The sequence below is a fragment of the Thermaerobacillus caldiproteolyticus genome (genome assembly GCF_013761245.1).
GTDB classification, from domain to species: Bacteria; Bacillota; Bacilli; order Bacillales; family Anoxybacillaceae; genus Thermaerobacillus; species Thermaerobacillus caldiproteolyticus.
Genome location: NZ_JACDUT010000006.1, coordinates 1 through 22,049, shown reverse-complemented (window position 1 = coordinate 22,049; position 22,049 = coordinate 1). Strand labels below are relative to the sequence as shown.

Genomic DNA, 22,049 nt, shown 5'->3' with positions numbered 1-22,049 from the left:
AGCAGAAACATTTGGTTTTAGACGATTTTCCGTTTCCTGATTTTTAGAATCAGAAGAAAAGAATAAACATCTATGAGCAAATTTACTCCCAACCTAGTCAGGAAAATCAATCTTTCCATAAGGATACTAACGCAAACAGTTTCCAGGACGTGTCTTTTAGTGGTGGTTCAACTCTGTAGAATAAACTGTTTGAGTAGATTTGATGCTTAGTCCATTGTGAACCCTTTTCTTTTGGTGAGGAATTCTTTTTGGATGAAGGGTCATCTCTTTCTGATGCTCTACTTAAATGGTTGAAGTCATTGTCAATAAAATATGCGATATGGAATACATTATTATGAAAAAGACTGCATGAGGAGAGGGGATTTAATATGAATTATCGCCGCCGTAACACCCAGGCGTTTACGTTTCTTGCCTGGGCTTCTTTTGTACTGTCATGCGGGTTTATGTTTATCGGTTTGTACAACTTGGATGCGCCTTTAGTGGAAAAAGGATATTATGCCGTGTGCGCCTGCTTTTTAATTATGTCTTCGTTTGTTCTTCAAAAAACGATTAGAGACAATGCAGAAGATGATGCTTACGAAAAAGAGCATCTGCCTAAAAAGTTTGAAAAAGAGGATGCAAAATAGGTATAAAGATTTGTAGCGTCAAAGATTTATAATCAATAATGAACGGACTTTTTACAGTGCCAAGTAATGAAGTGGAGAGGGTTTAATGTGCCAAAAGCGAAATTCACATGTAACGAACCGTTTGAGTTCAAGGTTTTATAAATATCGACGTATTGATTGAAATGAAGAAAAGGGGTATTACTATTTTAGAGTTTAGTTTGATAAACAAGGAAAGGATTTATTCCATATCAAGAAAATATGATCGCAAACATCTATTACGTTAAACGAAGATTTGCCGTAAATGATTCGCTTGCTAAATAAAATAAATACCTTCTCAAAAAATTTTATTATTTTGAACCTAGCGTTGTTTATCTCCAATATTGGATAGTGAAAAAATACCGAACATCTCAAAATAGGCAACGTATAGTAACTTAGAAGCCTTAGCCCTAAATTCTATTGGGTTAAGGTGTTTAATTTTTTCTGAAATCATTTATCATCGGAAAATAATTTTTTATTTTATTTAATTAAACTATGTTCTAAGTAAACATAATAAAAACATGTACGACAACAACGAACGAAAAAGCTAGCTTATAATAATAGGTTTAATAAAAAATTATGTTATCTTATGATACAGTGGAATGTTTGGCTTGGGCGACTGTTTCATTTGTCTGAACAGTTGGCTAAGATTATGAACAATTGGCCCCTTGGATATGTGTTTGAAAATATTATTCCAATACTAATTAGCAGTGACAAATAAACAAATTGATTTTATAATCCAGCTAAACTATTGGGAGAATAGCAATTAAAAAGCAGCCTTATTTATGGCTGCTTTTTTCGTATAGATAATAGAAACAAAGGTGAGTTTAGCGGGTTCCGGGAGCGGGCTTATCAACACCTGTCACATGATGTCTATGACCGTGATCTTCTGTTGTGTAGAAATCGTAATAATGTACGTGCATGCCATCTCCAACTGGAATAGCTGGACCTGAGTATGCTCGATAATAATGTGTATGCCCATCTTCATATAACACATAACCTTCAGTATAGTGGATGTGGCTTCCATCTTCCGTAGGAATTGGTGGCGATGTGATATCTAAACATTGATGTACATGCCCATCTTCAACAGAAGTATAATCCACTGAACCGTGATTATGATTTGGGACAAAACCAGAGACAAAATCATCTTTGCCCACCCTTTTCATAACGACACCCCATTCAAAAAAATTATAAGATATCGCTAATATATATGAATGGGTGTAGGAAATAATCATAATTTATGAACGAGTTTCATTTGTGTAAAAAGGACAAGCATTTCTTTACTTACGACATGACACAGGTTCATTAACATAATTCCTTACGAAAAGCGAATAAACAGAGTATGAAAGTTTTCATGTTATGAAAGAGGAGAACATTTAATTTACATAATATATTTATTATAAATTTTTTGCTTAGTTACTTGAAAACTTCGGATTGCCAAAATACTTATAATTAATAATGTAGGAAATCTATGTCCATATTTGTGTTTTCCCAATTGACATAAAGAGAAGAGGGAATATTATATACTCTATATAACATTCTTTTGGCACCTAAAGTTTTTCAACAAAGGAGTAGGAGGAATAAGGAAATGGAAGTAAATTAAACATTCTTAAGACGATGGTTGTATAGTTTGTCTATTACGCTAGGCGCTTTAATTGCAATTACAGATTATAATGCAGATGAACCTTTTAATGCGATTATTCTATTGTTCATATTTGGAGTATTTTTAGGGGGTATATATCCGAGCGGAGCATGGAAATTTAGTATTGCTTTAGCCATATTTATCCCTATAATCAATGTTTTATCGGTTATCATTCACGGAAGACATGATTTGTTTATTTCACAAGGGATTGGCTCCTTCATAGCATTAATACCTTCCGTAATAAGTTGCTACATTGGAGCATGGATCAATAAATTTTTAACTATTCGCCATGCGGCTAAATAAAAGCATCACATCGCTATTAAGAAGAGATTAATTGTAAAAGAAATGTATTACAATTAATCTCTTTTTTGTGACCTAACAATACTTTCAAAACATCCAAACGGAACCGCTTAGCATTAGACGTTTTGAATAGTCAGTACATTTCTCTCTTTTTAAATACCGAGCGGGCTTTTCACATTTTTAACATTTATCATGGTTGACCTGCATTATCATCGGCTCTTTATAAGTGCTTAATACGGACAGATGTTGTATGATGTAAATAATAAATGGGCTCTGATAGAAAGGATGGTACCGTGAAAGTAACTACAGTTAAGGTCATCACAATTCTCTCTATCCTTGCAAGCGGATTGTGGCTTGCCGGATTAGGAATGACAATCAAAGATCAATTTTTTCACGGAGCTGTATCTCCGGTAAAGGAATCACATTTGGGGGAAACGGCAAACGACAAAAAGGAGAGGTTCTATCTTGTTGCGCTCGGTGATTCATTGACCCGGGGAACGGGAGATGAAAGCGGGAAAGGGTATGTCGGCTATGTACTTGATGAACTGAAGGGAAAAACGAAGCAACCTATTTCGATGGCGAATTTAGCCATTAAAGGACAACGATCCGCTGGATTAGTCAAGCAGCTTCAACAAATAGAGGTGCGCCGACAGCTCCAACAAGCGGATGTCATCTTGATGACCATCGGCGGGAACGACTTGTTTCAAGGTGGGGAAACGCTAAGTCATTTTTCGATTGACCGAATTAATAAAGCGAAAGTCGATTACCTTCAAAATTTAGATACGATTTTCAAAACGATTCGCACGGTCAATCCGCAGGCTATTGTATTTTACATCGGTCTTTACAATCCGTTTAACGATCTTCGTGATGCCAAAACAACATCGGCGATTGTGCGCCAGTGGAATTTTGACTCAGCGGAAATCGCCGCCCGTTATCCAAACATCATCGCTGTTCCGACGTTTGATTTGTTTGAACTTCATGTCAATGATTATCTTTATAGCGATAAATTTCATCCGAATAAAGAAGGATACAAACGAATTGGTGAACGTGTAGCTTCCTTGATTACGCTCACAAAGGAGGAAGGCAAATGACAAAAAACGCTACCCTCGTCGTTACAGATTTGCGAAAAACGATTCGAAATAAAGAAATTATTAAAGGTCTTTCGTTTGAATTAACCGAGGGGGAAGTATTTGGGTTTTTAGGTCCAAATGGTGCCGGAAAAACGACGACCATTCGTATGCTTGTTGGACTGATTAAGCCGACATCCGGACATATCTCTATATGTGGGTATGATCTACATCGCCAATTTTCCAAAGCAATTCGAAATATTGGCTGCATCGTCGAAAATCCGGAACTTTACCCTTATTTAAGCGGATGGGAAAACCTTGAACATTTTGCTCGAATGGTACCTGATATTCCCAAAGAGCGAATTGTGGAAGTTGTTGAATTAGTTGGGCTGCAAAATCGGATCCACGATCGGGTAAGAACGTATTCATTAGGGATGCGGCAACGACTTGGTATTGCTCAGGCGCTACTTGGGAAACCGAAAATCTTGATTTTAGATGAACCAACGAACGGATTAGATCCGGTTGGGATTCGGGAAATGCGTGAGTTTATTCGCTTTTTAGCGGAGACAGAAGGATTAAGCGTGTTAGTATCTTCCCATTTGTTAAGCGAAATTCAATTAATGTGTGACCGTGTTGCGATTATGTCCAAAGGGAAGATGATTCGAATTGATACAGTCGAACATCTTTTAAAAGAGCAGGCACGTGTTGCTTGGAAAGTGAATCCTGTTGAGACCGCTAAAAACATTTTATCGAAAGAAACAGTGGTCATTAGTGTACAAGGTGGCACGCTGATTACCCCATATGAAGCAAAACAGCTTCCAAAATGGAATGAGAAATTGGTACAAGCAGGGGTGGAAGTAAGCGAAATTCAACCGAAACTGCCGACGCTAGAAGATTTATTTATCGAACTGACGGGAGGGGAGACGATTGATTAATCTCGTTCACAACGAAATGGTAAAAATTGTTCGAAAAAAGCGCCTTTTCATCATTGCTGCCATTATCGCCGTTCTCGTCGCTCTCTTTACATATGCCCAATTTAAACATGTTCAAGACTTGCAAGAGAGGCTAGGAACCAACGATTGGCGGACTCAACTTCAGCAACAAATTATTGATGCACAAAATCGATTAAATTCAAGCGGTCTGTCTGACGAATGGAGGAAATATTTACAAATTCGTCTCCAGCAACAGCAATACTATTTAGATCATGATGTTAATCCATCAGCGCCGGGCGCGCCAACTTTTATGCGAATGTTTATCGAAAACTCCATTGACTTGTTTCTTCCGCTTATGGTTATGGTCATTGCTGCTGATTTAGTGTCTTCGGAAGCGAGCGGGGGTACCATCAAATTGCTTTTAACAAGGCCTGTAAAAAGGTGGCGAATTTTACTCAGCAAATACATAGCCATGATTTTATCGATTTCATTTATTTTGTTATCGGTAACGATCATCTCTTATCTTATCTCAGGAGCGGTATTTGGATACAAGGGATGGAATTTACCATTATTAACAGGATTTACAATTAACGGGGAAGAATTAAATACTTCAAACGTTCATTTACTTCCGCAATGGCAGTATTTGCTTATCGAATTAGGACTTGCTTGGTTTGTTTCTATTATTGTCGGTACATTAACATTCATGCTTTCAGTTTTGATGAGAAGCACAGCTGCTGTGATGGGAATTATGTTAGCAGCGCTCATTTCCGGGGCGATATTATCGAGCATGGTCTCTTCTTGGGAGTCAGCGAAATATTTGTTTATGGTCAATTTGCGCCTCACTGATTACATTAGCGGCACAGCACCGCCAATCAATGGAATGACACTCGGATTTTCTATGGCCGTTCTGGCGGTTTGGGGCTTCATTGGATTTGTCGTTTCTTTTGCTGTGTTTACGAAAAGAGATGTGTATTAAGGGGCAAGAAGGTAAGCGCATATTGTTTGCTTACCTTTTTAGATTTTCTTCCATCATTTTTGCAATTTCTTGCGAATGATATTGGTTTGTTGTTTTTAAACCATGGATCACGCGATGTTGTCTTTGGATCGAACGATTCTGACTTAACTTCCATTTCTCCTCTATTTCGTTAATGGAGATTTCAAAACCGACAATGCCATTTAGCAAACCATCTATAAATGGATCATGGGCATTCATATTCCAAGGATGAGGCAACGATGATTCGTAAACTTTCACTGTCTTTTCTATGGCTGTCACTAGCTCCTCTTTTGTCTCCATTAATGTAAATGTTCCATATACGTGAACAGATACATAATTCCACGTCGGGATAGTATTTTTTTCGTTATAACAGGATGCTGAAATATACGCATGGGGGTCAGGGAAAACGACAAGAACCTTTTTTCCATGCAATGATTCCAGTGCAGATTGTGTTTTGCCATATGCCTCAGCAATACACCGTTTTTGCCTTTGTCTACATCAAGTAGAAATGGGTCGCAAATGGTCCATTCTCATTTTGAGAACACAAAATGCCGAAACTATTGTTTTTTATAAAATCGAATAATTTTTCTTGATCATGAACTTCAAATGCTTTAGGTATGTACATCACTATTTCCTAGCTACTAAAATCTTATAAATATCGAGGTCATATCTCGATAGAACCAGCAAAACTGCTTGCCCTTGCCGCTTAGATTCTTATAGAGTTCCTTCCCATGTCATTCATCTGGCGTGAAAGATGTACCGTGGCTTGCTGTTAGCGACAGCATCGTGCATTTTTCCTTCCATCGGTCAGTACGTGGCAAAAGGGTCTACGCCTCCTTTAGTTAAGTTTGATATTGGTTCAGCCGACAATTTCTATGTTATTTCCATACAAAATAAAAAAATCCCAACTGCAACTAATAAAAGAATGATGGACTAGAGCAGTCACGTACCGCTATTTATTACGTGCGCATTTATGCATAATTTTGAGCTGTTGCTCTGGTTTATAAATAGTCTAGTTGTGAATCTATAACTCGATTGATCGAGGAGATGCATAAAATAAAATTTTGTATGCAACGTGAACATCTACACAAATACAAATGGTTTTAACTCTTGTTTGACATCAAAAATGGTGGAAATATATGATAAACTTATATAAAATTCGATTCATTATTAGGAGGTCCTATGCAAAACCAACGAGGCATTCGCCGTATAAAAACGGTACAGTATCAAACAAACAGCTCAATTCATCGGAATGGATTTGTGTTAGAACCTGGGAACTGGAAAGAGTACGATCCTTTTTTAATGTTAATGGAGGATTTTTTTCAAAGGGGAACGTTTGATTTTCATCCGCATCGTGGTATTGAAACGGTGACATATGTCATTGATGGTACACTGGAGCATTTTGACAACAAAGCCGGACACGGAAAGCTCGGACCGGGGGATGTGCAATGGATGACTGCCGGAAAGGGTGTTATTCATAAAGAAGACCCGGCTCCCGGTTCTACGGTGCACAGTTTGCAATTGTGGATTAATTTGCCGCGCTCGAAAAAAATGACAGAGCCGCGTTATCAAAATTTAAAAGGCAAAGACATGCCTGTGCGTAAAGAAGAAGGAGCCATCGTTCGTGTGTTTTCTGGTTCTTCAAAAGGCGTGCAAGCTCCGACGCTTAACCACGTGCCTGTCACCATGGTAGAAATTTTACTTGAATCCGGAGCGAGTGTTGTGCAAGATTTGCCTGGGAGTTATAATGGCTTTCTCTATATTCTGGAAGGTAGTGGGACTTTTGGTGTTCATCAAACGGAAGGAAGGGCTGGACAAGTATTATTTTTAGATTCAGCCGATGAAGCTCTAGAGAGTGAAATCACCATGACTGCCAGAGAAAAACTCCGCGTCTTGCTGTATGCAGGTGAGCCGATTAACGAACCGGTTGTCGCATACGGACCGTTTGTCATGAATACACAGGAAGAAATCCGTCAAGCGATGATCGATTACCAAACAGGGAAATTTGATGAATAGCCAATATCCAGTGAAGTTACCTAAACAGCTAAAAAGATTCTATTATCCGGTTTATAAACATCTTTCAGGGCAGCTTTATTAGATGCGTTCCTTTGTTGGAACGCGTTTCATTGTTTAGTCTGTAGCAAAAATCTACTAACTAATATTTTTGTACAGAGGGAGATCTTTTCATAAAGGATCAGCATCTCTCCGCCGCGCACTATCAAAAACGATTCGCTTTGCTCCGCGTCTGGTAAGAAATGAAGTAAGTCTGGCGAATTTTCTATCTAAGTGAATCGTTTAGTAGCGTTGACAAGGAGCTTATGGGGAAGGTTATGATCGGCGTGTGATTGGTATTAAGCATAGTATTTCAAGGGTAAATGTTTTTAATAAAAAGTGGTATTTATTCAATTGTATAGAAGATTGATTATTCGGAGTATGAGTTGGGCTCTTATTCGTACTTCCTCTAATTTATTGTCCAACAATTAAGTGCCAATTAAATGTTGTGGGAAATATTATAATAATCGTTAAAAAGTAGATAAAACTATTACAAGAAGAAAAGAGTGATAGGGTTGAAGATTGAATTTCTTGGAACAGGAGGGGCAATGACCATCCCGCGCCCACTCTGTCGTTGTCGAGTGTGTGAAGAAGCGAGAATAAAAGGTGTACCGTATAGTCGTTCAGGTCCTGGTTTATTTGTGCACGGACCAAATATATTGCTTGATACGTCAGAAGATATATATTATCAAATCAATCGTTCGAATATTAACGAAATAAACGCGGTATTCTATTCTCATTGGCATCCTGACCATGTGATGGGAAGAAGAATTTTAGAATCTATCAATGCCGATTGGAGAAACTACCCACCAAAAAATAGACAAACCAATGTATATTTACCTGAACAAGTAGCCGTTGATTTCAATCATCGTCTCGGAAGCGGAGAACATCTTAAATTTTTTTCTGAACAAGGATATATACGAATTCATGAAATAAAAGACGGTGATAGCGTTTGGATCAATGAGATAGAAATACAGCCATTCCGTCTGGCAGAAGCCTACGTTTATGCGTTTTTATTAAAAACGCAAGAGAAAAAAGTTTTAATCGCACTTGATGAACTTCATAACTGGAAGCCCCCTCAAACACTACAAGGTATTGACCTTGCCGTTTTACCTATTGGCATTTTTGAATATCATCCTTTTACAGGCGAACGATTAATATCTTCTGGACACCCTGTGCTAAAAGAGGAAGCGACTTTTTCAGAAACACTCGAAATTATTAAAGAATTGAATGCTAAAAAAACGGTATTAACACACATCGAAGAAATGAACGGGTTGAGTTTTGATGAACTAAAAGAAGTGGAAAGGCAGCTAAACAAAAAAGGTCTGGAAATTAGAATAGCGTATGACACCTTTATAGTAGAGGTGTAGCCCTGGATGTCAGTCAAACATCAACTATCTCTACTACTTAATTGAGGCTTCGTAACGAGTGGAAGTGGGAGCTTGTAAGTATCCAGCAGTATCAACGTGCCAAGCACCCCTGCCTTCACTTGACCTCTGCATCGACTGCAAGAGACATGCTGAAGCAGCCGACGTTCGTACTTTTCTTTTCCCCATACAACAGATATTACAACAGATATACGGTTATGTTCAACGTTTTACGGTGGCAGCAACTTCTTGCTACCAACCTCATATGTTAAGCGTCAAAGAACGAATAGGAGTGCTTATATGTATTCTAGACAAAATAGAGCGAACGCCTTCGAAAAGAAGAGAAGCGTAAAGCAGTTCTTGTATGTCGCTTATTGTTCGGATATCACAGACAAGTCGCATACAATCTACGATCCCTATTCAAACGTTAGTTAAGTGGGCAGGTATTCGTATTTCTTTCATAAGGCATTACAAGGAAACAATGACAAAAAGTAATCCAGCAAACGATAAGTACACAAATACAAAAAAGGAAAGAGTGACTGGTTAATTGTTACAGTCACTCTTTTTCTCTTCAATGAATTCAAGTGTCTGTTTTCCATACCCCTTCTCGAAGTAAAACGTGGTGAACGAATTAGAAGTTTTTCGCTACTTCCTCTGCTTGTTTAATTGCTTTTTCTTTAATGCTTTCTGCTTCATTTGGGAATTGTGCCATTCCTTCTACAATAATTGATTGAACATTTGTAATGCCGATGAAGCTGAGCACAGTTTTTAAATAACGGTCTCCAAACTCCATGTCTTTCATTGGACCTTCGGAATAAATACCTCCGCGGGCTTGGATATGTACCGCTTTTTTATCTGTTAATAACCCTACAGGTCCGTTTTCCGTATATTTAAATGTTTTACCTGCCATACAAATTGTATCAATATACGCTTTCATTTTTGGTGGAAAACTAAAATTCCACATAGGAGTCACAAATACATATTTGTCTGCTTCGATAAACTGGTCCGTTAATTGGTTAATGCGGCTGACTTTTTGTTTTTCCTCTGCGCTTAACTGATCAAAAGCATGTCCTTGTTGGAGTTTTCCCCAACCGCTAAACACATCTTGATCGATGTGCGGAATATCGGTCTGATAAAGATCCAATTCCACTACTTCATCTTGTGGGTTTTGTTGTTTGTAGGCATTTAAAAATGCTCGGCCGACAGATAAGCTGAACGATTCATTTTCCGTTTTTGGATTCGCCGTAATATACAATAATTTTGCCATGGTAATTCTCCCTTTCTTTGTTTGATGAAATCATCCATTATTTTTTTCAAAAAAGCGAATACCATACCTTTTGCAACGTGTTTGGTAGGAAGGGGTACTTCTAAACAATAAATATAATAAAGTAACTTACTTACTTTTGTAAAGTGATATATTCTCCATGAAACGGTAATTTTTTCTACAGCGAATACGTATAGAAGAGCTGTTGAATCAAGTAATTTCATAACTGTTGTCTCGATGACAACGAACATATATTCTTATTTATGTTATAATAATATTTAGAAAATAGTTTGAGGTGAGGCGGTGCTATCGTGTATAACACGACCATTTTTATCAGCTCTGTCGCCCAAGACTCTCTGTCTCCTATACGAAAAATTGTATTTGAAGAGCTCAAAAATATGGGACATGAACCAATTCGCTTTGAAGATACGATGCAATATATTTATCAGGATGCTGTCCGAATAATACGGCCACAAATTAAACAATCGCTAGTGAAGCATTTGAGTGAACGTAGAAAAGAGCCTGATTCGATGTAGGAGTTTATTCGTGAAACCATTAAAGATTCATCTCAAGCAGCTGAACATTATGTGTGGTATTTTCTGTATGATGCCGAACAAAAAGGCATATATTTTGAAAAATGCTCATTAGGTGTTGAAATTCTCCCAATATAAAGGGGTATCTTTCAGCACGACTCAAAGAAAGCCTCCACTACTTCAATATTCGTTCCGAAATCGAAAAAAGTAGTTATACGGCGATTTTTATGGACTTTCCCTTGAATTCATCAACTTATTGCATAACGGACAAATTACCAATTGGAGAAGACTGCTGGTACTTTTGCGTTCAAATATGGTCAGATGCAATCGTTATGTGACAAACACCAAGTACCAGCAAGAAGCAATAGGGGCATTAATGGATTGTAGAGCGGTTACCCTTTATGAATAAAGGGGAAATCAGATGGTGTGTAAAGAATATGATGGGTTGATGACCCCTGAAATCAAAGAGTTTTTCCATTTGGGATAGACCGAACAGGGGACCACTGATATTATCTTTTGTAATCAAGAGTTTACAATTCATAATGAGTTAGCTGTAAAGATAACAAAAGCAAGGAATCAAGAAGGAGATATTGTAGAGGGCGTTAATTACAACATATTTGATTTTTTACACCAACTAAAAGGAAATGACAATTTATGATGAACATTTCCCTTTTGGCTTGCCCATGGAATAGATTATGTTACTAGGATAGAAAGAAATGCAATATTGCATTTAAACGCTAACTTTTAAAAAGAAAAAAATAGATTAAGGTAACATAATAAAATTATCGTAAACTAAAAGCCGCAATTCTAAATGAATCGTTTCATAACCAGAAAAGAAATGATTAAAAGAAGAGTTGTTAAAAAAATTACATTACAAAGAAGGACAAGCCATGGTATTGAACGCATCCTACGGGTATCGTTTAGGCATCGATCTGAAGAAGGAAAGAAATCGAGGGAGAATATCATTTTGTTCAACTTTATGTAAAGAGTGCTCAAGAAGCAGATGAATGGTGACGAAAGTGATTCCGGTCAAAAGAGTAGTGTATTTTTATCAATATTTGAAAGCTAAATATTTTTTGACCTTTTCTTTTTTGTTATGATGAATAACAAAGAAAAACTTTATCATTATTGGTGTAGGAGGGAAAGAAATGAATCAAGTCATTGAAACGATTTTACAGCACCGTTCCATTCGAAGATTTGAAGACCGCGCTCTATCCGATGAACAAATTCGTACCATTGTCGAGTGTGCCCAGGCAGCTTCCACATCCAGTTTTATTCAGGCATATTCCATCATCGGGGTGAAAGATAAAGAGACGAAACGGAAGCTCGCTGAGTTAGCGGGAAATCAGCCATATGTGGAGAACAATGGTCATTTCTTTATATTTTGCGCAGATTTGCATCGCCACGAGATTATCGGCGAAATGGAAAACGCCGATGTATCTGCGGCGTTAGAAAGCACCGAAAAGTTTATGGTTGCGCTCATTGACACGGCGTTGGCAGCGCAAAATGCTGTAATCGCGGCTGAGTCAATGGGATTGGGAGCTTGTTATATCGGCGGTTTGCGGAACAACTTACCCGAAGTGTGTGAGCTCTTAAAAGTTCCGAAACGAGTGATTCCGTTGTTCGGGATTGCAGTAGGGTATCCGGCGCAAAATCCTGATAAAAAACCGCGCTTACCTTTCCATCATGTTTACCATGAAGAAACATACGAACAAGATCGTTCCAAATTAGAATACCAACTAAATCAATATAATGAAACGATTTCGTCATATTATGAAAAACGTACAAACGGAGAACGCCGTGACACATGGACCGGACAAATGGCCAGCATGCTTAGTAAACAGGTTCGAATGTATATGAAGGAGTTTGTCGAAGGAAAAGGTTTCAATTTAAAATAGCTCATGAAAGGCAGATATACATGGCAGAAGAAGGAGTTCTTCTGTCATGTATGATCATTTTTTAGAAAAAGGTCTATAAAAAGAACAAGTAGCTTCTCGTCCATGTTGTCATGAAGTGATCAAGAATAAACTTTTTAATGTTTTGTATCGAAAAGCAAAAGCAGAGGTGTTCACGCATGACTGTCATTGAAACAGAGCGATTAATATTAAGGAAAATGGATTTTCGTGATGAAGATAATCTGATGAAAATTTTTTCTGATCCGATAGCCATGCGATTTTATCCTTCTACAAAGACCAGAGAAGACGCAAAAAAATGGATTCAATGGAATCTGAATAACTACGAAAAACATAGTGCCGGTTTGTGGATTTGTGAATTCAAGGAAAATGGCGATTTTGTTGGAATGTGTGGGATTGTCCCACAGATTGTTGACGAACAACATGAAATGGAAATTGGCTATTTATTAGTGCGCGAACATTGGGGAAAAGGTTTAGCAACAGAGGCAGCGAAGGCATCAAGAGATTTCGGATTCAATGTTCTTAAATTAAATAGACTGATTTCGATGATTTACAAACTAAACACACCATCTATCAGAGTTGCTGAGCGAGTGGGTATGACGTTTGAAAAAGAAACATTGATTCGCGGTAGGGAGACACTCGTTTACTCGATTGAAAAATCTGTATAATGTTTTGGTGGTAACAAGTTTCTTCAACTAAAGAGCAGTTAAGTTAAAAAACGAAATCACGTCTTTTAATCGTCGCAATTGTCATGATTATAAAAATTTAACAGGGGAGAATGTCGTTGATCAATTACAATAACCAGACACAAGAAGGAAATATAATGATTGTTACATAATCGAGGGAAATAGTAAGTGAATATTTAGCAACGATGGAAGCCCAGAATTTAGATATAATCACGTTAATATCAAAAATGAGATTAATGGTGAAAAATGCAAGTCTATTCCTAATCTTTTGTCTGAATATAAAAAATGGCAGAAAGTGATTTTTTATCACGTAATGATTTTATAACCGAAAACAAAGTCATTCAGCAATCGGCTATGTATCATTATGAAGAATTTAAAGAGACTGAAGACCCTAAACAGAGAGAAGTAGCTGCATAGGCTCGGCTACTTCTCTCTGTTTAACGCGTGTCCATTTTTATGCCACACCGAATAAGAAGTTCGTTTTATGAAGGCAAGCAGCAGTGCGGATGATCAGGTGGTTGCCCGGCCAATACGGTTAGCTTCAGGTACTTCAATCAGACGACCGTTTTTCACGTCGTAAATAAAACCGTAGATCGCAATGTTGTTCGGAACAAGAGGATGGGAGCGAATCCGTTCGACATCGTCGATAACGCTCTGTTCAAGATTGTTGATCGTTAAGAATTCCATGTATTCTCCTGCTCTGGAACCGGGGCCTCTTCCCACGTCATGCCAATTTTGTCCATCGAACTTGGCTGTTTCCAAGCTGTTGGCGAGCAAATTACGGATAATTTCATTGGTAAACGTCTCCATACCACAATCGGTATGATGAATCACGAACCATTCCCGTGTTCCCAACAGCTTGTACGAGATGACGAGGGAACGAATCGCATCGTCGCTTGCCCGGCCTCCTGCATTTCGGATCACATGAGCATCACCTTCCGCAAGTCCGGCAAACTTGGCTGGGTCGAGACGCGCGTCCATGCAGGTCAAAATCGCAAATCGACGCTTCGGCGGCATCGGCAAATTTGCTTTGTCCCCGAAACTGGCAGAGTACACCTCATTTGCGGCCAACACTTCGCTCAAAACGCTCATTTTCCGCCACCCTTCCTTAAATAATTCTTATAAATTTTATAGGTTTGCTATGATTATAATACTCCGTTTTTTTGCCGTCAATTAGCTCTTGTTCCACATGTATTTTATTTTCTATTGAGTTATATCTAGTGTTATTCCAGAAATTGGACAGAGATGTATCTGATTATAAAAATATACGGGGACGGGGGATTAATATAATTAATTAAGTTTTTGTTATCATAGATTGGGACATCTACTTGTAAACCCAGTGGAGTTGTTGGGCGAATTATTTTTCGGAAACGCTTTTTACTCATGGCAGATTAGAAACTAGGGACAGAGTCTTGCTACAGGTAACGTTGGTGTCGTAAAAAAGAATTGAAGATTACTCTTCTGTCCGCCCTATATTTAGATGAACAGGAAGCAGGGGAACGGAAGGGGGATAATATGATATCCGGTTATGGACATACTGCTTCTCAATGATAAACCATCCCAAAACGAGAGTTTTAGCTGAAGCCAACGGATGAAATTAAATTTGTTATATGACAACTGGAGCAAGAATCTTAATCGTTTGATTATGAATGAAGATAATGGTAAATTTCAAGATAGTTACTCAAAAAAATTGTTGAAAATCTGTTTAGGAGCTGATTACATGAGAGTGCTAACGATTGTCTCGCATCCTCGAAGGGATTCCCTTACTTTTGCCGTTGCCGAACGTTTTGTTCAAGGGTTAAAAGATGCCGGACATGAAGTTGAAATAGCGGATTTATATGGTGAAGAGTTTAATCCACTGGTATATGAACAAGATGAACCTGATTGGGACAACCCTCATAAAAAATATTCCCTGCGTGTTCAGGCAGAAATGGAAAGGCTAAAGAGAAATGACGGATTAGCGTTCATATTTCCATTATGGTGGTACTTGTTACCGGCCATTACAAAAGGATATATAGACCGCACATGGAATTATGGTTTTGCTTATGGAGGAGCGCGCCTTCCACACAAAAAGGTATTGTGGATTCCGCTTGTCGGGGAGACAGAGGAAAGTCTTAAAAAGAGAAATTTTGATACCATGATTTCCCATTATTTAAATGTTGGTTTAGCTGGCTATACAGGCATTTCTCAGTCTGAAGTGGCATTTTTGTATAATACGTTAGCTGAAGATATGGAAAACGAAGATGAAATCAAAAAACATTATGACAGTCTGCTTAATCGGGCGTATGAGCTAGGGAATACGTATAGCCATTCATTATCATGATAAATCGTGCGTCAAACAGATTCGGGACGATGATATGAGTTTTTCGCCTGATTACATTGAACTCATAGTTCAATACAGGATAATTGTATGGGGGACTTTCGGTAAAGTGCGCATCCCACAGTGCAGAGGAAGTAAAAACTTGCATTTGAATGCGACTGTGGAACTATGGTAACGGCAGTATAAAGTCAATCTCCATAGCGAAAGGGATCTATGGTTAGAACAAAAAGGAATGGGAATATGAAAGTCCTTATCGCAGGTGCAAACGGTCACACGGGTAGATTGATAGTGGAGCTTCTTGGGCAAAGTAATCGTCATGAAGCTTATGCAATGATTAGAGAGGCAGCGCAAGCGTAAAAATTGAAACAGCTTGTTGCCAAAGAAGCTATAGTGGCTGATCTTGAAGAAGATGTTTCTCGTGCCGTTAAAGGTATAGGATGTGGTGATTTTGCTGCTGGATCCGGCTCAAAAACGGGTCCAGATAAAACCATTTAGACCAAGAAGGAGCAAAACGCCTTATTGATGCTGCCAAGAAAGAAAGCATCGCTCATTTTGTTATGCTTAGTTCATATGGATCTGGTGATCCACAAGCTATACCCAAAATTGCACATTACCTGAAATCAAAGGGGAAGCGGATAGATACTTAGAAGAAAGCGGATTAACATATACCATTGTTCGTCCGGGGTTTCTAAGCTTTGAACCACCGACGGGTAAAGTCGAAATAGCTAAGCATTTTGAAAGCATTGAAGAAATATTCCATGTGGAGATGTGGCGCAAGTAATTGTGTCTTGTGTTGATATTGAAAATGCCAAAAACAAAACGTTTGAACTCCTCAATGGTAATCAACCGATACAGGATGCACTCAAAGCTCTTTGAGGTAAGGGGATAGTAATTAACGAGAACGATTTTATCCTTATTCCGATTTTCTGCTTCAGTAGCTATCCCCACAGTCAGAGAGAGATATTATTGATTTTCATAATGCCTCTTTTTTCCGTTCTTTAGACAGTAGCGGCAAAATCACGCTGTCCAAAGTTTCGTCCCGGATCCCATGCCATAGCAGGCATTTTAACGGCACGGTCTCACACTGGTGTGTTTTTTCGAACGGCTACTTCTTCTCAATATCAACCTCTTTTGATATTTTAAGAGGGAAAGATTCACCTTCGTTACGAAATAAAAAAATGCGAAGGGACTGATTGCTTTTATTGATATCCTGAATCGTTGTTCCATAGTTTCATATAGATATTTTCAATAGCAATTGCTTTATTGTTGATTGACAGGGGGACAGGCTGAGTAAAGGCTTCGAAACAATTCCAGCGCATATTAGCAGCTTAGCTTTTACAAAGAACATGAATCTCTCTTCTAGGATCGAAGGAGAATCGACCGTGACGCCGGAGGCGAACGACCTCGAGTGACAGTATGATTTACCTTGTCCTGTAAATGAGAATGGTATGTTAAAAGACTGATTTGAACTAACCAAGCTGCACCCATGCAGAGTAGAAGCAAGGTATTGTCTCCATTCGGATCTGAGAAGAGAAGATTCATACATAATGTTTTCTGTCAGTTGTCTACTGCATATTATTCTAAATATACATGAGGTTTGTTCGGTAGTCACAAGCACCTATCCAATAATTATCGCAAGTGAGCCGCAATGTTCGCAGCAAGGATGGCATTGTTTTTTACCAAGGCGATATTGGCTTCTAGGCTTTTACCTCCTGTTAATGTCTTTACTTTATCGAGTAAAAATGGCGTGACCGCTTTACCAGTGATCTGTTTTTTCTCTGCTTCTTTTAGAGCTTCTTCAATGATAGAAGTAATGTATGCTTCTTCTAATTCATCCTCTTTTGGGATTGGATTGGCAATGACAAGTCCCCCGTTTAACCCAAGCCCCCATTTCGCTTTGATTAATTGTGCAATTTCCTCAGCTGTATCCATGCGGTAATTGACCTTGAAAGGGCTCATTCTCGAATAAAAGGCTGGTAATGTGTCTGTACCATAGCCAATCACCGGGACACCATTCGTTTCGAGATATTCTAACGTAAGACCTAAATCTAAAATTGATTTTGCTCCTGCGCATACAACCGCTACATTTGTTTGCGCTAGTTCCTGTAAGTCAGCGGAGATGTCCATGGTTTGCTGGGCGCCGCGATGAACGCCGCCAATTCCGCCTGTCGCAAATACTTGAATCCCCGCCATATTTGCACAAATCATCGTAGCGGCAACGGTAGTTGCGCCATGCTTTTTTGTTGCGATGATATAGGGTAAATCTCTCCGGCTCACTTTTTCAATGTCTTTGCTTGTTCCTAAAAACTCAAGCTCATCATCTGTTAAGCCAATTCGTATTTTTCCATCTAAAATCGCAATTGTTGCAGGAACCGCGCCGTTTTCACGAATGAGATGTTCCACTTCTTTTGCTGTTTGTATATTTTGTGGATACGGCATCCCATGAGAAATAATCGTTGATTCTAACGCAACAATCGGTTGGCGATTTTCCATCGCTTTCGCTACTTCTTCTGAAAAAACAAGTACGTCTTTAAGTTTCATTGTTTAGGCCTCCTCAGAAAAATATTGCTTATATGTTTGATTTAATAGGTGTTCATTCAGTTGTGTACATACTGTCTCTTTCGTTTGCAAAGCGATGATCGAACAGCTCATTCCTAATTTGCAGGCTTTTTCAAATGATTCTCCGTTGTTCATGCCATATAGGAAACCTGATGTAAACGAGTCGCCTGCTCCCGTTGCATCGATTACTTTTAACTTTGGTGCAGATATTGTCCCGTGTTCTCCTTTTTTATTTTTATATACAATTCCTTTTTCTCCTTGAGTAATAATGACATTCTCCGCTCCGAGAGTGAGGATTTTTTCACATGCTTCTTCTACATTCCCGCTCTCAAGACCTGCTAATGTCATCGCTTCGTCTTTATTAGCGATGAGCCATGTCACACCGTTAAGATTTGCGGGCAATTTTTTCACTTTTGGCGCAGAAACGGGTGCAATGCATAGAGGAATTTTTTCTTGATAGCAGCGCTCAATGACCATTTGCAATACATCACTAGGAAAATTCGTATCGAGTAAAACCATCGATGCAGATGAAATATGACTCCATCTTTTTTGAATAAAATCTTGACTGACTGTGTCATAGATCGCCATATCAGCGAGCGCAATTACCATTTCTCCATCATGATCCAGTACGGCCGTGTATGTGCCTGTGTTCATTTTCTCTACTTTCATTGTTTGGCTCGTATCAACGTACGGACTTGTTATTGAAAGAAGCCATTCGCCTTCTTGATCATCTCCCACAACGGTTAAGAGAGAAACTGAACTACCAAGCCGGCCAAGATTTTCAGCGACATTTCTTGCTACCCCACCACATGATTGCGTAATAGTTACAGGGTTAGAGGTGCCGAATTGGACTGAAGATTGCGCTTGTGCCTTGCGATCGACATTTGCTCCGCCGATACACATAATTCTGGATGGTTCGGGCAACACATAAGCTCTTCCAATAATCTTTCCTTGTTTCGTTAGTGAGGAGATATAGCCGGCTACCGCAGACCGTGAAAGATCAAGCTCCTCTGCCAGTTTACTTTGTGTAATAAATGGGTTTTTTCTTATCAATTCTAATATTAACTTTTCTTTCTCATTCATCAGAATGCACCTCAGCATTCATTTAATTATAAACATTTGTCTATATAATAAACAAATGTTTTGTAGCTGTCAAAGAGACTTGTCTCCGCTTAAAAGAAATATGCATGTTCCGTAAGCAAAGAGCCATCTCTTTGGAAGAGGGATTTTGTAAAAACTTGATTCACGCCAAAGAAGATAAAATATTGTAGATTTCTTGGTGATATGCTAATCATGTTCATACATGAATTTCCTTGATAGGGGAGTTGGGTTGCATATCTTATCTAACTAGGGAATTAATTAATTTATGTTAGTTGATTTACTCAAGTACAGTAATGTAATATAAAAAATACGATTGATTGACGAACTTGGAGGTAACAATGGAACTTTTGGAAGTGTTTAAAGCCTTGTCCAATGAAACGAGGCTGCAGATCATAAAGTGGTTAAAAAATCCTGAAATCCACTTTCCAAAACCGCAACACGGGGATATACACGAAGATAGAGTTTGCGTGAGCGACATCCATAAAAAAGTGGGATTATCTCAATCTACAGTGTCCCTTTACCTATCGATGCTGCAAAATGCCGGATTGATAAAAGCAAAACGAGTTGGGCAGTGGACTTATTATAAAAGAGATGAGGAGAACATCAAAAAATTGATTGAACTGTTATCTAGGGAATTATAAGTTTAAATCCTCGCCTTAGATCGTAAGCGTCATTACCATTTTGAACTTGAATTTTTTTATATTATTAATATTGATAATTCTAGATATTTATAAATATAGAAAATCCGTAGGAACGATGATGAACCGATTTGATAAACATAAAGGATATGCATGTTTAAAGAAAACCATCTGACTTTTGGGTTATTCTTTCCTATAGAATCGTACGAGGGCAGCATTCCGGAGATGAACGTTGAACAATAAAGGATTTGGCAATTCAAAATGAAAATGTTGAAAAATTTGCGATTGCTGTCAGAGGAACACACGGACTCATAAGCAGAGTTACGAAAAATAAAAAGGACGCATAATCAGCCCTGAGATCGGAATGGGCGGTCTTGGGGGCGTTTTACGTAAGCACAATCCCTTGCAAAATCTACCGGCCTTAATGCGAGTCCAATGAAGTATTGACGCATTCTCGAGCCATGATTGTGATTCATTACGGCATATAAATACAAGGCAGCAGCGAATAGCCATTATCGTGTATGTAAATCTTGTTGAAACAAAACTTCCAAACAACGTCTCCCAAAATGAAGTATTATTGACATAACACCGGCAGATGTGGTTTATCTAAAACGAACATGGAGGGAGAAAAATGTCAAAAGCAAAAACCAATGCGATGCGTGTTCTTGATAAGAAAATGATTCCTTACAATGTCATTACCTACGACAGTCAAGATGGAAAAATCGATGGAATTTCTGTTACCAATAAAATTGGGAAAGACCCTCAATCGGTGTATAAAACATTAGTAACGCAGGGGAACAGCGGAAACATTTATGTGTTTGTCATCCCTGTGGAGTCAGAGCTGGATTTGAAAAAAGCTGCGCAAGCAACGGGTGAGAAAAATATCGCGCTGGTGCCGATGACAGATATACAAAAGTTGACGGGCTATATCCGCGGAGGGTGTTCACCGATAGGCATGAAAAAACTTTATCCGACCTTTATTGATTCTAGTGCTTCTCAACTTGAGCATATCGTCGTCAGCGGCGGAAAAATCGGTGTGCTAATTGAACTTAGTGTAGAAGCTTTACAAAACGTAACAGAAGCTGCGCTGCAAGAAGTGGTAAAAAAGCAATGAATTTTTGAGTATATTAAACGCTTAATCGCGAACCAATTTATTCCGCATTTGGTCTTAACACTCCGTGCGAATCTGAATAGGTTTACTAATCATAGAAAAGTGGCTGTCTAAGCTAGAGTTTTCTCGCTATTTATCTTATCGTGTCCATTCTTTAGCATAGCACCAAGCGGGAAGGAAAAGGGGATTTGTTTGAACTACACAATTATGATTGGATTGGAGGAAGAAGGGGAGACGTTTACGTTATACTTTAATTATAAAGATAACGGAGGGATAGCCAGCTATGCCGACATGTAACAGTAGAGTAAAATTAGAGAACGAAAAAGGAAACCACCGATAAAATAGTGGTTTCCTCATGATCTATTATCGTTCCTTCTTTGTTGACATCAGCATCTCCATCATCAGGGAGGTAAATGCTTACACTTCTTGATATGAAATGAAACAGCTGGAGGTAAAAAGCCGTCATCTGTTCATATTTATTTCGTTTGGGGCGGACGTTTCAGCCGTTCCTTATAAGAACCTATCGATATCAGGTTCGAAATCTTTTATGACCGGATACCAAGGAGTTACCGCTTCTGTCTCAAGCTGAGTCGCACAGCCAGGGCAGTAGTATTCGCGGAGTATCTGCCATTCCGGATTTTGCGCCAGCATTTTTGGATACAGCTCCGTCAATTTTTCCTCAGTATCACGAACATATACTCATGAAGTTTCCAGTTATCACTTGCCTTGCAGAATTCATGTCCGCAATCGTTCTTCATGAAGAGAGCAAAGAAAGTGCACGATGCAGAGGTCGTGCTAAAGATGATCAAAGAATTTTAGAACCGTTTTTAGATATGATGGTGTTGCAAAACTAGAGTAAAAACTCAAAATCGTGCATAATAATGCATAATTGTACATGCAGTAAATAGCGATGAAACCCATACCAACGT

At 38.6% G+C, this 22,049-nt stretch carries 21 protein-coding genes and 3 pseudogenes; 16 read left to right on the top strand and 8 right to left on the bottom strand.

The window, feature by feature from the left end:
- Nucleotides 1-368 precede the first annotated feature (368 nt).
- Nucleotides 369-626 (top strand): YiaA/YiaB family inner membrane protein, encoded by a 258-nt coding sequence (locus HNR31_RS10180; protein ID WP_181556146.1) that lies wholly within the window; start codon nucleotides 369-371, stop codon nucleotides 624-626.
- Between the two features lie 842 nt (nucleotides 627-1,468).
- Here the strand turns inward: HNR31_RS10180 and HNR31_RS10175 are convergent.
- Nucleotides 1,469-1,807 (bottom strand): YmaF family protein, encoded by a 339-nt coding sequence (locus HNR31_RS10175; protein ID WP_181556145.1) that lies wholly within the window; start codon nucleotides 1,805-1,807, stop codon nucleotides 1,469-1,471.
- A gap of 464 nt (nucleotides 1,808-2,271) precedes the next feature.
- Between HNR31_RS10175 and HNR31_RS10170 the strand changes: the two genes are divergently transcribed.
- The 4 genes from HNR31_RS10170 (at nucleotide 2,272) to HNR31_RS10155 (ending at nucleotide 5,558) form a co-directional block, all read left to right on the top strand.
- A complete protein-coding gene (locus HNR31_RS10170) occupies nucleotides 2,272-2,586 on the top strand; it encodes a hypothetical protein (protein ID WP_181556144.1) in 315 nt (104 codons plus the stop codon).
- A gap of 290 nt (nucleotides 2,587-2,876) precedes the next feature.
- Nucleotides 2,877-3,674 carry an SGNH/GDSL hydrolase family protein gene (locus tag HNR31_RS10165; RefSeq protein ID WP_181556143.1) on the top strand — a complete coding sequence of 266 codons (798 nt, stop codon included), beginning with the start codon at nucleotides 2,877-2,879 and terminating at the stop codon, nucleotides 3,672-3,674.
- A complete protein-coding gene (locus tag HNR31_RS10160; RefSeq protein WP_181556142.1) occupies nucleotides 3,671-4,585 on the top strand; it encodes an ABC transporter ATP-binding protein in 915 nt (304 codons plus the stop codon). The genes HNR31_RS10165 and HNR31_RS10160 overlap by 4 nt, the downstream gene beginning before the upstream one ends.
- Nucleotides 4,578-5,558, top strand: a complete 981-nt coding sequence (locus HNR31_RS10155; protein ID WP_181556141.1) for an ABC transporter permease — start codon at nucleotides 4,578-4,580, stop codon at nucleotides 5,556-5,558. Before HNR31_RS10160 ends, HNR31_RS10155 begins: the two co-directional genes overlap by 8 nt.
- A 30-nt stretch (nucleotides 5,559-5,588) precedes the next feature.
- Here HNR31_RS10155 and HNR31_RS10150 read toward each other — a convergent pair whose 3' ends face one another.
- A complete protein-coding gene (locus HNR31_RS10150) occupies nucleotides 5,589-6,008 on the bottom strand; it encodes an FMN-binding negative transcriptional regulator (protein WP_309505675.1) in 420 nt (139 codons plus the stop codon).
- A 61-nt stretch (nucleotides 6,009-6,069) separates the two neighbouring features.
- Nucleotides 6,070-6,201 carry an FMN-binding negative transcriptional regulator gene (locus HNR31_RS19130; RefSeq protein WP_309505674.1) on the bottom strand — a complete coding sequence of 44 codons (132 nt, stop codon included), beginning with the start codon at nucleotides 6,199-6,201 and terminating at the stop codon, nucleotides 6,070-6,072.
- A 557-nt stretch (nucleotides 6,202-6,758) separates the two neighbouring features.
- On the opposite strand from HNR31_RS19130, the gene HNR31_RS10145 reads away from it, so the two are divergent.
- Complete coding sequence (locus HNR31_RS10145; protein ID WP_181556140.1) at nucleotides 6,759-7,592, top strand: pirin family protein; 834 nt, start codon at nucleotides 6,759-6,761, stop codon at nucleotides 7,590-7,592.
- A 551-nt stretch (nucleotides 7,593-8,143) separates the two neighbouring features.
- Nucleotides 8,144-8,998, top strand: a complete 855-nt coding sequence (locus HNR31_RS10140) for an MBL fold metallo-hydrolase (protein ID WP_181556139.1) — start codon at nucleotides 8,144-8,146, stop codon at nucleotides 8,996-8,998.
- A gap of 628 nt (nucleotides 8,999-9,626) precedes the next feature.
- Here HNR31_RS10140 and HNR31_RS10135 read toward each other — a convergent pair.
- A complete protein-coding gene (locus HNR31_RS10135) occupies nucleotides 9,627-10,262 on the bottom strand; it encodes an FMN-dependent NADH-azoreductase (RefSeq protein ID WP_181556138.1) in 636 nt (211 codons plus the stop codon).
- A gap of 308 nt (nucleotides 10,263-10,570) precedes the next feature.
- Here HNR31_RS10135 and HNR31_RS10130 point away from each other — a divergent pair, with 308 nt between their 5' ends.
- The 3 genes from HNR31_RS10130 to HNR31_RS10120 all read left to right on the top strand — a co-directional run bounded on the left by HNR31_RS10130 (nucleotide 10,571) and on the right by HNR31_RS10120 (nucleotide 13,373).
- Nucleotides 10,571-10,795, top strand: a complete 225-nt coding sequence (locus tag HNR31_RS10130) for a DUF4062 domain-containing protein (RefSeq protein ID WP_181556137.1) — start codon at nucleotides 10,571-10,573, stop codon at nucleotides 10,793-10,795.
- Between the two features lie 1,145 nt (nucleotides 10,796-11,940).
- Complete coding sequence (gene nfsA / locus HNR31_RS10125; protein WP_181556136.1) at nucleotides 11,941-12,690, top strand: oxygen-insensitive NADPH nitroreductase; 750 nt, start codon at nucleotides 11,941-11,943, stop codon at nucleotides 12,688-12,690.
- Between the two features lie 176 nt (nucleotides 12,691-12,866).
- Nucleotides 12,867-13,373 carry a GNAT family N-acetyltransferase gene (locus tag HNR31_RS10120; protein ID WP_181556135.1) on the top strand — a complete coding sequence of 169 codons (507 nt, stop codon included), beginning with the start codon at nucleotides 12,867-12,869 and terminating at the stop codon, nucleotides 13,371-13,373.
- A gap of 528 nt (nucleotides 13,374-13,901) precedes the next feature.
- Here HNR31_RS10120 and HNR31_RS10115 read toward each other — a convergent pair.
- On the bottom strand, nucleotides 13,902-14,483 hold the full coding sequence (locus HNR31_RS10115) for a beta-class carbonic anhydrase (protein ID WP_181556134.1): 582 nt from the start codon (nucleotides 14,481-14,483) through the stop codon (nucleotides 13,902-13,904).
- A 628-nt stretch (nucleotides 14,484-15,111) separates the two neighbouring features.
- Here HNR31_RS10115 and HNR31_RS10110 point away from each other — a divergent pair.
- From HNR31_RS10110 to HNR31_RS19290, 3 genes and pseudogenes are all read left to right on the top strand, one after another.
- Nucleotides 15,112-15,714, top strand: coding sequence for an NAD(P)H oxidoreductase (locus tag HNR31_RS10110; protein ID WP_181556133.1), 603 nt, complete (start codon nucleotides 15,112-15,114; stop codon nucleotides 15,712-15,714).
- Between the two features lie 357 nt (nucleotides 15,715-16,071).
- Entirely contained in the window at nucleotides 16,072-16,206 is a 135-nt protein-coding gene (locus HNR31_RS18725) for a hypothetical protein (protein WP_258561053.1), read from the top strand.
- A 23-nt stretch (nucleotides 16,207-16,229) separates the two neighbouring features.
- Nucleotides 16,230-16,492: pseudogene (locus HNR31_RS19290) on the top strand (NAD(P)-binding oxidoreductase).
- An 848-nt stretch (nucleotides 16,493-17,340) separates the two neighbouring features.
- Here HNR31_RS19290 and HNR31_RS10100 read toward each other — a convergent pair.
- Nucleotides 17,341-18,252 (bottom strand): pseudouridine-5'-phosphate glycosidase, encoded by a 912-nt coding sequence (locus HNR31_RS10100; protein WP_181556132.1) that lies wholly within the window; start codon nucleotides 18,250-18,252, stop codon nucleotides 17,341-17,343.
- 3 nt (nucleotides 18,253-18,255) lie between these two features.
- Entirely contained in the window at nucleotides 18,256-19,353 is a 1,098-nt protein-coding gene (locus tag HNR31_RS10095; protein WP_181556131.1) for a carbohydrate kinase, read from the bottom strand.
- Nucleotides 19,354-19,709: 356 nt separating this feature from the next.
- Between HNR31_RS10095 and HNR31_RS10090 the strand changes: the two genes are divergently transcribed.
- The 3 genes and pseudogenes from HNR31_RS10090 to ybaK all read left to right on the top strand — a co-directional run bounded on the left by HNR31_RS10090 (nucleotide 19,710) and on the right by ybaK (nucleotide 21,123).
- Entirely contained in the window at nucleotides 19,710-20,012 is a 303-nt protein-coding gene (locus tag HNR31_RS10090) for an ArsR/SmtB family transcription factor (protein WP_181556130.1), read from the top strand.
- A 118-nt stretch (nucleotides 20,013-20,130) separates the two neighbouring features.
- Nucleotides 20,131-20,249 (top strand): annotated as a pseudogene (locus HNR31_RS18715) (LLM class flavin-dependent oxidoreductase); the annotation flags it as partial.
- Nucleotides 20,250-20,640: 391 nt separating this feature from the next.
- Nucleotides 20,641-21,123: a Cys-tRNA(Pro) deacylase gene (ybaK, locus tag HNR31_RS10085; RefSeq protein ID WP_181556129.1), complete on the top strand. Its 483-nt coding sequence runs from the start codon at nucleotides 20,641-20,643 to the stop codon at nucleotides 21,121-21,123.
- Between the two features lie 473 nt (nucleotides 21,124-21,596).
- Here the strand turns inward: ybaK and HNR31_RS10080 are convergent.
- Nucleotides 21,597-21,878 (bottom strand): annotated as a pseudogene (locus tag HNR31_RS10080) (acetone carboxylase subunit gamma); the annotation flags it as partial.
- Nucleotides 21,879-22,049 lie beyond the last annotated feature (171 nt).